At 68.7% G+C, this 9,309-nt stretch carries 12 protein-coding genes and 1 tRNA gene; 9 read left to right on the top strand and 4 right to left on the bottom strand.

Annotated features, from left to right (window positions below):
* The first annotated feature begins 82 nt into the window (after positions 1-82).
* Both DI573_RS12540 and DI573_RS12535 read left to right on the top strand, forming a co-directional pair.
* Positions 83-400: a hypothetical protein gene (locus DI573_RS12540; RefSeq protein ID WP_292814785.1), complete on the top strand. Its 318-nt coding sequence runs from the start codon at positions 83-85 to the stop codon at positions 398-400.
* Between the two features lies 1 nt (position 401).
* Positions 402-1,130, top strand: a complete 729-nt coding sequence (locus tag DI573_RS12535) for a DUF72 domain-containing protein (protein WP_292814781.1) — start codon at positions 402-404, stop codon at positions 1,128-1,130.
* A gap of 11 nt (positions 1,131-1,141) precedes the next feature.
* Here the strand turns inward: DI573_RS12535 and DI573_RS12530 are convergent, their stop codons facing one another.
* Complete coding sequence (locus DI573_RS12530) at positions 1,142-1,471, bottom strand: hypothetical protein (RefSeq protein ID WP_292814778.1); 330 nt, start codon at positions 1,469-1,471, stop codon at positions 1,142-1,144.
* Between the two features lie 108 nt (positions 1,472-1,579).
* Between DI573_RS12530 and DI573_RS12525 the strand changes: the two genes are divergently transcribed.
* The 3 genes from DI573_RS12525 (at position 1,580) to DI573_RS12515 (ending at position 4,719) form a co-directional block, all read left to right on the top strand.
* A complete protein-coding gene (locus DI573_RS12525; RefSeq protein WP_292814776.1) occupies positions 1,580-2,557 on the top strand; it encodes an ATP-binding cassette domain-containing protein in 978 nt (325 codons plus the stop codon).
* Positions 2,554-3,420 (top strand): ABC transporter permease, encoded by an 867-nt coding sequence (locus DI573_RS12520; RefSeq protein WP_292814774.1) that lies wholly within the window; start codon positions 2,554-2,556, stop codon positions 3,418-3,420. Before DI573_RS12525 ends, DI573_RS12520 begins: the two co-directional genes overlap by 4 nt.
* A gap of 75 nt (positions 3,421-3,495) precedes the next feature.
* Entirely contained in the window at positions 3,496-4,719 is a 1,224-nt protein-coding gene (locus DI573_RS12515; RefSeq protein ID WP_292814772.1) for an ATP-binding protein, read from the top strand.
* Between the two features lie 55 nt (positions 4,720-4,774).
* Here DI573_RS12515 and DI573_RS12510 read toward each other — a convergent pair.
* Positions 4,775-4,847: transfer RNA gene (locus DI573_RS12510), tRNA-Arg, on the bottom strand.
* 74 nt (positions 4,848-4,921) lie between these two features.
* A complete protein-coding gene (locus tag DI573_RS12505) occupies positions 4,922-5,587 on the bottom strand; it encodes an asparagine synthase (RefSeq protein ID WP_292814770.1) in 666 nt (221 codons plus the stop codon).
* Positions 5,588-5,744: 157 nt separating this feature from the next.
* Between DI573_RS12505 and DI573_RS12500 the strand changes: the two genes are divergently transcribed.
* From DI573_RS12500 to DI573_RS12485, 4 genes are read left to right on the top strand one after another with little or no spacing between them, the layout of a single operon-like run.
* Complete coding sequence (locus DI573_RS12500) at positions 5,745-6,404, top strand: DUF4956 domain-containing protein (protein ID WP_292814767.1); 660 nt, start codon at positions 5,745-5,747, stop codon at positions 6,402-6,404.
* A complete protein-coding gene (locus tag DI573_RS12495; protein WP_292814765.1) occupies positions 6,401-7,213 on the top strand; it encodes a polyphosphate polymerase domain-containing protein in 813 nt (270 codons plus the stop codon). Before DI573_RS12500 ends, DI573_RS12495 begins: the two co-directional genes overlap by 4 nt.
* Positions 7,214-7,267: 54 nt before the next feature.
* Positions 7,268-8,287 (top strand): carbohydrate-binding domain-containing protein, encoded by a 1,020-nt coding sequence (locus tag DI573_RS12490; RefSeq protein WP_292814763.1) that lies wholly within the window; start codon positions 7,268-7,270, stop codon positions 8,285-8,287.
* Positions 8,263-8,904 carry a hypothetical protein gene (locus DI573_RS12485; RefSeq protein ID WP_363331365.1) on the top strand — a complete coding sequence of 214 codons (642 nt, stop codon included), beginning with the start codon at positions 8,263-8,265 and terminating at the stop codon, positions 8,902-8,904. The genes DI573_RS12490 and DI573_RS12485 overlap by 25 nt, the downstream gene beginning before the upstream one ends.
* A 7-nt stretch (positions 8,905-8,911) precedes the next feature.
* On the opposite strand, the gene DI573_RS12480 is transcribed toward DI573_RS12485, so the two are convergent.
* Positions 8,912-9,309, bottom strand: a 398-nt coding sequence (locus DI573_RS12480) for a fatty acid desaturase (protein WP_292814761.1), incomplete at its 5' end; no start/stop codon positions are given.

Raw genomic sequence — 9,309 nt, 5'->3', positions numbered from 1 at the left:
AGCGCGGCACCCGCACCGCCGATGCCGGCGACGCGGTCACGACCCGTCGCCGACCGGCGACCGAGTCCCGAGGAGGACCAGCATGACCATCGACACGCGGCAATCGCATCGACGACGGCAGGCGTCGCCGCGATTCGCGGCGGCCGAGACGCTGAAGTCGCTGCCGCCGCGCCGCCCCGTCGATGACGCCACCAACCCCGGTGCGCTCAGCTGGGAGCTCGTCGACATCCTGCGTTATCGGGTCTTCGATTCCTGCGACACCGTCGGCTTCATCGACGTGGTCGGAGCCGTGTACGTCGTTCTGGAGGGCGAACGATACGACCGCGCAGTCGAGGTGGCTCAGACCCTCCTCTTCGACGCCGCCATCGCCGCTCTGGCCCAGCCGGCGCGGAAGATGTGACGTGCAACCCCGAATCGGCACGTCCGGCTGGAGCTACGCGCACTGGCATGGCGTCCTCTATCCCCCCGAGACGAAGTCCCACGAGCGCCTCTCGCGATACGTCGGCTCGTTCGACACCGTGGAGTTGAATGCCAGCTTCTACCGCTGGCCGCGACCTTCCGCTTTCGCATCCTGGCGCACGAGACTCCCGGCGGGATTCGAGCTCGCGGTGAAGGCCCCGCGCGGCCTCACGCACGCGCGGCGATTGTTGCAGCCCGAGGCGTGGCTCGACCGTATGGCGGCGGGCCTGCACGAGCTGGCGGGCCGCCGCGGGCCGCTGCTCGTCCAACTGCCCCCGACGATGCAGCGCGATGACGACAGACTCACATGGTTCCTGGCGCGGGTGCCGGCATGGATGCGCCCCGTGCTCGAGTTTCGGCATCCTTCATGGATCGACGATGAGGTCTTCGCGATTCTGGAGCGTCATCACAGCGCGTACTGCGTGATGAGCGGGGCGCGTCTGCCGTGCGTGCTGCGGGCGACCGCGCAGGTCGTGTACGTCCGACTGCACGGCCCGGATCCGGATGCGCTCTATGCGGGCTCGTACTCGGCGGAGGACATGGCGTGGTGGGCAGACCGGATCCGCGAGTGGCAGCAGCAAGGAAAGGACGTCTACGCGTACTTCAACAACGACGGCGGAGGAAACGCCGTCCGCGACGCCTGGGCGCTGCGGGAGGCGCTGGGGGGATGACGATCACACGCTCAGTACTCGGAGATCCAGTCATCCACAGTGTCCGGGTCCTCCTCCGTCCTCGCGACCGGGTGTAGTCGGCGCGTCTTCTCGTCGAGCCCGGCCACGACCTCGGGGTCCTCCATCTCGTCACCGCTCCCTTCGCCGTCCACAGCGACGATCTGACTTGCCGGCCCCACGAGGATCGTGGCAGCGCCTCGGGATCCGTCAGCCTTCACGACGGGGATCTCGATCGTCTCGGCGGCGTCGGCGTCGGCAAGCGCCTTGCTGTATCGCATCACCGCGGCCGCGATCGCGTCTCCCGTGAGGAGCTCACTGCCCGCGTACATGATTCTCTTCACGACTCTGTCCTACCTTCCCGAGGCTTATATGAGGTGCGGGGTTGCCACGGCGAGGCTCGTTTGCTAGACATCGACCCCCTGACGTCCGAGCGGCGGTAGCATCCACGCATGGCGTTCATCGAGACGCACCAGATCGTGAAGACCTACCGGCCGAAGGGCGCCGCCGTCGTGCGCGCGCTCGACGGGCTCGACCTCGCCGTGGCGGAGGGGAGCGTGACCGCCCTCCTCGGCCCCAACGGTGCGGGCAAGACCACCGCCGTCAAGGTGCTGACCACCCTCATCCGCCCGGATTCGGGGGAGGCGAGCATCGGCGGCGTCGACGTCTTCGCCGATCCCGCCGCCATCCGCCGCATGATCGGTGCGAGCGGGCAGTACGCGGCGGTGGATGAGAATCTCACCGGATACGAGAACCTCTACATGGTCGGACGGCTCTACCACCTGGGCCATCGCGTCTCGGCCCAGCGTGCGCGAGAGCTCATCGAGGTCTTCGATCTCGTCGAGGCGCAGAATCGCCCCGTCAAGGGGTTCTCGGGGGGAATGCGCCGGCGCATCGACCTCGCCGGCGCGCTCGTGATCAACCCGCCCGTGCTCTTTCTCGACGAGCCCACGACGGGCCTCGACCCGCGCAGCCGACTCGCCCTCTGGGAGGTCATCGAATCGCTCGTCGCCGGAGGAACCACCGTGCTGCTGACGACGCAGTATCTCGAAGAGGCCGATCGTCTCGCCGATTCGATCTCGATCGTCGACAGCGGAAGAGTCATCGCCGAGGGCACCGCCGACGAGCTGAAGTCATCCGTCGGCGGCCAGCGCGTGGCCATCACCCTGGTCGATGACGCCGATGCCGAGCGCGCTCGAGAGGTCCTCGCGCGGCACGGGTCCGGGCCGGTCGCGGCCGGCGGCGAACGCACGTGGGTCGTCCCCGTCACCGAAGGGGCATCGGGGCTCGGCGCGATCGTCGCCGACATCACGGCGCAGGGCATCGCGCTGCACGATGCCGGGATGCGCCGGCCCACGCTCGACGATGTGTTCCTGCAGCTCACCGGTCACGCCACCGGCACGGACGACGAGACGGAGGGTGCCGCATGACCGATACCGGCGCGTCGACCCGCACGGAGCGCACCGCTCCAGGTCTACTCCGCGCTCCCGAGGGCAGCGCGCTACGCCGATTCCTCTCCGACGGTGCGATCGCGACGTGGCGGAACCTCAAGAAGATCGTGCGGGTGCCCGACATCCTGCTGTTCACCCTGATCCAGCCGATCATGTTCGTGCTCCTGTTCACCTTCGTCTTCGGCTCGGCGATTCCGGTGCCCGGCGGCGACTACACGTCCTTCCTGATGGCGGGGATCTTCGCGCAGACGATCGTGTTCGGCTCGACCTACTCGGGCTCTGCGATGGCGCAGGATCTCAAGGACGGCATCATCGACCGCTTCCGCACACTGCCGATGAACGGCGCCGCCGTGCTGATCGGGCGCACCACCGGCGACCTCGTCATCAACCTGCTCTCGCTCGCCGTGATGATGCTCACGGGTCTCGTCGTCGGCTGGCGGGTGACCTCCTCGCCGCTCGAGTTCGCGGCGGGCGTGCTCCTGCTGCTGCTGTTCTCCTACGCCTTCTCGTGGCTGATGGCCTACCTCGGCATGATCGTGCGCAGCCCGGAGGTGATCAACAACGCCTCGTTCCTCATCCTCTTTCCGCTCACGTTCCTCTCGAACGCGTTCGTGCCCAGCGAAGGCCTGCCCACTCCCCTGCGGATCTTCGCCGAGTGGAACCCGGTGACCGCGCTCGTCACCTCGGCGCGACAGCTCTTCGGCAACGTGCCCGAGGGGACACCGGTCGGCGACGCCTGGCCGGCGCAGCATCCGATCCCCACCGTCATCGCCGGCATCGTCGTGCTGCTGCTGATCTTCGTGCCGTTGTCGATCCGGCGCTTCGCCACGCTCGATCGCTGAGCCGGAACATGTTCGAGCCTTTATTCTGCTTTTTCGTATCTCAATAAAACGAACTAAGAATGCTAAGATCTTGCGGTGGACAACCTCGATAATCCGTACACCCCGAATGCAGGTGCCAGCCCCGAGGTCCTGATCGGGCGTGATGATCAGACCGCATCATTCGAGATCCTCCTCCGGCGCCTGCAGCGAGGACGCTCCGAGCAGTCGATGATCATCACCGGCCTGCGCGGTGTAGGCAAGACGGTCCTCCTCAATCGTTTCGAACAGATCGCGACGGGCGTCGGCTGGGAAGTTGTCGAATTCGAAGCGAGCAAACACGACGATGCCCGATTCCGTCAGACGATGTTCTCTCAATTGAAGGCTGCGTTGCTTCGCCTTTCTCCACGTGCTCGCTGGACATCTCGGGCCCAACGCGCCGCCGAGGTGCTCAGCGCATTCGCCGTCTCCGTTGATCAGCAAGGGATGTGGTCGATGTCGTGGGACATCCCCCCAGCCGAAGGTCTGGGGGATCACGGAGACCTCGGCATGGACCTCACCGACGTACTCGTCGCCATCGGAGAGGCCGCTGCAGAGGTGAATAAGGGTGTCGTCGTTCTGATCGATGAGGTTCAGTTTCTCGCGGCCCCACAACTCGAGGCATTGATCCAAGCGATTCACAAGACGGTGCAGCGAAGCGTGCCGGTGACCTTCGTCGGAGCCGGACTCCCCCAGATCGCCGAACTCGCCGGCGATGCTAAGTCCTACGCCGAGCGACTCTTCAAGTTCCCGAAGATCGACTCGTTGCACGGCGACGATGCCCGACGGGCGCTGACCGAACCCGCCGCCGCCGAAGGCGCCTTGTTCGACGGCGACGCGGTCGATCTCGCGATGGAGATCACGCGAGGCTATCCCTACTTCATCCAGGAACTGGGCTATCAGGTCTGGACCGTTGCACGCGGCAACCGGGTCTCGCGGGAAGATGTCGCGCTCGCGCGTGAAGCATACGAAGCCAAGCTCGACAGTTCCTTTTTTCGCGTCCGCCTCGACCGCGCCACCCCGCTGCAGACCGCCTACGTGAGGGCGATGGCACAGCTGGGTCCTGAACCGCAAAAGGCCGCCGATGTCGCGCGACTTCTAGAACGCGATTCGACGCAACTTGGCCCCACGCGGGCCGAACTCATCGAGATGGGTCTGCTCTACACGCCGGAGCATGGCTACGCCGCATTCACGGTCCCCGATTTCGACAAGTTCATGCTGCGGGCAGTGCCGCATCTGGAGATACCTCCCATTCAGCGCCGCAGCGCGCGCCGATCACAGTGACCACGAAAGCCCCCGGCGAACCGGGGGCTTTCGTGGTCACTGTCTCAACACAGTGTGCGCCCGAAGGGACTCGAACCCCTAACCTTCTGATCCGTAGTCAGATGCTCTATCCATTGAGCTACGGGCGCATGGCCGCCGCAGAATCCTGCGCAGGCCAGCGACCAGAATACCCCACGCCCGGCGCCGCGACGAAATCGAGGCGTCAGTCGCTCTCGCCGGGCGCGTCGTCCGGCGCCCTCTGGTCACCGCGGACCTTGGCGCGCTGGCGCTGCTGCGAGGAGAGAGCAGCGAGATCCACGAGGCGCAGCGACTGCATGCGCGCCTCGCGCATCCTCGCGTAGTCGGGCTCGAGGTCGGGCCGCGCCGCCTCCACCCGCAGCGTCCGGTCGATGTTCGCCGCAAGCTCCTGCCACGCCGCATCACGTGCGGCGACGACGATCTGCCGCAGGGCGTCCTCGTCGTCGGCGCGAGCCCGCAGCTCCTTCGCGACCTTGCGCGACTGGCGGCGGCGGCGGCGGAGGTTGCGCACATCGCGGCTGCCGTAGTCGTGCGTGCCGTCCGGGTCGGCGAACCGGCGCCACGCGTCGCGCGCCTCGCGCCGCACACGATCGGCGGCTTCATCGGCCTCGTCGGCGAGCGAGAGCAGGGCCGCCCGGGCATCAGGGAGGAAGCGATCGACGTCGTACCCCTCGCCGCCGGCGATCGTGTCCATCAGGATGCGGTTCTTCAGCGACAGCCGCGTCGTCGCGACCGCGATGTACAGCCCCTCCGCCACGACGTCGGCGACCTTGGGTCGCTTCGCGCGCGCCGCGGCCCCGGACGCGGAATCGACCGCTTCCGGAGCATCGGACGAGGCTTTCGGGCTCACTGCACCCCCTCCCTCGAGATTAGCGCCCGGGTGCGCGACCCACACGCGCGGGCTCCGGGCGACGGCATCCCGCGTCATTCGTCAGTGGCGCTGCGGGCACGCATAGCCGCCACATAGCGTCGCGCCGCACCGTGGATCCATCACCCCAGGAGGACCCATGCTTCAGCTCATCGTCATCGCGCTCGACCTCGTCGCCATCGGCGTGCTCGCGTTCGCGATCTACTTTCCCCGCAACCGGCGCCGCGACCTCGCGGTCGCATTCGTCGGCGTCAACGTCGGCGTGCTCGCGGTCTCGCTCGTGCTCGGCACCGGCACCGTCGGCGCGGGCCTCGGGCTGGGTCTTTTCGGCGTGCTCTCGATCATCCGCCTGCGCTCGCGCGAGATCGAGCAGACCGAGGTGGCCTACTACTTCGCCGCGCTCGCGCTGGGTCTGATCTCGGGACTGACCGCCGCGGCGGCGACCGCCGAGACGGCGGTGGCGTCACTGACGAGCGCCGCGGGCCTCATGGCCCTCGTGGTCGGGGTGCTGGCGATCGTCGACAGCCGATGGATGCTGCAGCGCTACCGGGAGCAGACGCTCACGATCGATCGTGCCTATACCGATGAGGCGGCGCTTCGGGCTCACGTCGAACACCTGCTGGGCTCTCGGATCCTCGTCCTCGACGTGCGCGCGATCGACCTCGTCGATGACACCACGACCGTCTCGGTGCGTTACGCCCTTGCGCGCCCGGGCCTCCCCGGCGAACACGCGGCCACCCCGGGCGTGTCAACGCCGGCGCAGGACTGGCACCGTATGCGCGAGCAGGTGAACGCGTGAGCCCCGCGCATGCCCTGCACTCGCTCGAGCGATTCCGGACGATCGACCTGGCCGAGTTGAACGCGCACGCCGAGCTGCAGACCCGCGTCGACCGCAAGTACATCCTCCCCGCGTGCGCTCTGGCGTCCGTCCTGCGGGCGCTGCCCTCCGACACCCGCGTGCTCGAGCACCTCGGCGAACACGCCCCCCGCTACCTCTCGCACTACTTCGACACCCCGGATCTGCAGAGCTTCTTCGGCGCCGCGCGGGGCCGGCGGCGCCAGTTCAAGGTCCGCCCGCGGCGATACGTCGATTCCCAGGTCGCGTTCCTCGAGGTCAAGACCCGCGGCGGGCGTTCTCTCACGGTCAAGGACCGCGTCGACGTGTCGGATTCCGACGCCCGTCACCTCGATCCCGAGGGCACGGCGTACGCGGAAGGGGTGCTCACCGAGGCCGGAATCGCCGGGGCGGCCATCGCCCCGCGTCTGCGCCGTGAGCTGACCACCCGGTACCGCCGAGTCACCCTGCTGCTGCCGGCCCACGTCCCCGACGCATCGACCGCGGGCGGGCGCGACGCCTCCCGCATGACGATCGACATCGACCTGGGATGGGTGGATGCCGCATCCGGGTCGACGCTGAATCTGCCCGACGCCGTGATCGTCGAGACGAAGTCGGGCAGGTCCGCGGGACCGGCCGACCGCGCCCTCTGGGCCCACGGCATCCGTCCCGCAACGCTCTCGAAGTACGGCACCGGGCTCGCCGCGCTGCGCTCCGACCTGCCCGCCAACAAGTGGCGACGCGTGCTCGACTCCCACTTCCGCAACGCCTGACGGCATCCGCCACCCTCACCCGATTCTCGATTCGACCGAACAGAGGTACACACCATGCTCACCCCCCGCCCCCTTGCCGCACCCCGCACCGCCCCGTCCGCTCAGGCACGGCGCCGCGCCCGCTTCGCCGCCGCACTCGCGCTGCCGGTGGCCGCCGCGATCGTGCTCGCCGGATGCGCCACCGCCGCGGAGCCGGCCGTCGTCGTCAGCGACGACAGCTCGACGCAGGCCGCCGAGAGCTCGAGCGCGGCGAGCGCCCTGACCGGATCGAGCGACGCGCACCAGAGCGCCGCCGACGTGATCGCCGCGAACCAGGAGACGCACGACGACGCGGGCGACGCCGAGTACGACACCGCCGACGCGATCGAGATCGCGCTCGAGGGCGACGGCGCGAGCGCCGACGGCGAGGGTGTCGGCGTCGACGGGTCGACCGTGACGATCACCGGTGCCGGCACCTACCTGCTCACGGGCTCGCTCACGGGCTCGCTCGTGGTCGACAGCGCGGCCGAGGGCACGGTGACCCTCGTCCTCGACGGTGTCGACATCACCAACGCCGCCGGCGCGGCCATCAACGTCGTCGCGGCCGGCGAGGCCGTCATCGTCCTCGCCGAGGGCTCCACCAACACGCTCAGCGACGCCTCGTCCTACGCCGACGACGCCGAGGCGAACGCCGCGCTGTACAGCGCCGCCGACCTCACCATCACCGGCACCGGTGCGCTCTCGGTGCACGGCAACGGCAATGACGGCATCGCGAGCGCCGACGGCCTGGTCATCCAGTCGGGAACGATCGAGGTGGATGCTGTCGATGACGGTGTCCGCGGCAAGGACTACCTCGTGATCCGCGACGGCGACCTCGAGGTCACGGCAGGCGGAGACGGTCTGAAATCCGACAACGAGGAGGACGCCGAGCGCGGATACATCCTCATCGAGGGCGGGACCATCGCCGTCGACGCGGGCGACGACGGCCTGGACGCGCCGACGCGATCAACACCGACGCCTACGCGCACCTCGCGGGTGCGACGCTCACGGCCTCGGCCGGTGACGACGCGGTGCACGCCGAGCTCCAGCTCGTGATCTCGGCGGGCGTGAACACCGTCGCGCGCGCTGTCGAGGGACTCGAAGCGGGCGAGATCGAGATCTCGGGCGGGGAGACGTCGGTGGTCGCCGACGACGACGCGCTGAACGTCTCGTCACCCGACACCGGCAGCGCCGCGATGACTCTGCTGATCAGCGGCGGCACCCTCACGGCGACCGGGGGCGGCGACGGCATCGACGTCAACGGAACCTGGACGATGACCGGTGGAACCGTCGTGGCCGCCGGGCCCGCCGCCGGCGGGGACGGCGCGATCGATGCCGACGGCGGCATCCAGATCTCGGGAGGGACGCTGGTCGCGCTCGGCGGCAGCCCCAGCGTGCCCACCGACGCGGGGCAGAGCGCGGCGCAGTTCTCACTGGCGGCCGCCGAGGGAGACGAGCTCGTCCTGACGGATACCGCGGGCACCACGCTCGCAAGCGTCGTGGCTCCGGCATCCGCCGCGTCGGTCATCGTCTCGGCGGCGGGCGTCGCATCCGGATCGACCTACACCCTGAGCGCGGGCGGCACGGCCGCCACCGCGACCGCCGGTGAGCTCACCGGAACGATGGGCGGCGGAATGGGCGGCGGCGGTCAGGGTGGCCCCGGCCGCCCCTGAAGCCGGGTCAGGCCTTGCGGAAGCGCGACACGATGTGGCACTCGAACGGATCGCGCGCCGCGAGGCCGACTCGGTTGAGGTAGGCGATGACGATGCCGTACGAGCGCCACAGAGTGGTCTCGGTGTAGGGCACGTCGAAGCTCACGCAGGCTTCGCGCACGATCTCTCGGGCCTTGGCCAGGTGCGGGCGCGGCATGTTGGGGAACAGGTGGTGCTCGACCTGGTAGTTCAGGCCACCCATGAGCCAGGTGGCCCACCAACCGCCCGAGACGTTGCGCGAGGTGCGCACCTGCTTGCTGAAGAAGTCCAGCTTCGCGTCCTTGGCGATGATCGGCATGCCCTTGTGGTTCGGCGCGAAAGACGCGCCCATGTAGACACCGAAGACCGCGAGCTGCACACCGAGGA

The sequence above is a fragment of the Microbacterium sp. genome (assembly GCF_003248605.1).
Taxonomy (GTDB): domain Bacteria; phylum Actinomycetota; class Actinomycetes; order Actinomycetales; family Microbacteriaceae; genus Microbacterium.
This window is presented reverse-complemented; position numbering and strand designations above follow the sequence as displayed.

What these genes read in the sequence shown, in the direction of transcription:
- DI573_RS12540 (WP_292814785.1), top strand. Translation starts at nt 83, where the DNA reads ATGACCATCGACACGCGGCAATCGCATCGACGACGGCAGGCGTCGCCG.
- DI573_RS12525 (WP_292814776.1), top strand. Translation starts at nt 1,580, where the DNA reads ATGGCGTTCATCGAGACGCACCAGATCGTGAAGACCTACCGGCCGAAG.
- DI573_RS12520 (WP_292814774.1), top strand. Translation starts at nt 2,554, where the DNA reads ATGACCGATACCGGCGCGTCGACCCGCACGGAGCGCACCGCTCCAGGT.
- DI573_RS12500 (WP_292814767.1), top strand. Translation starts at nt 5,745, where the DNA reads ATGCTTCAGCTCATCGTCATCGCGCTCGACCTCGTCGCCATCGGCGTG.
- DI573_RS12490 (WP_292814763.1), top strand. Translation starts at nt 7,268, where the DNA reads ATGCTCACCCCCCGCCCCCTTGCCGCACCCCGCACCGCCCCGTCCGCT.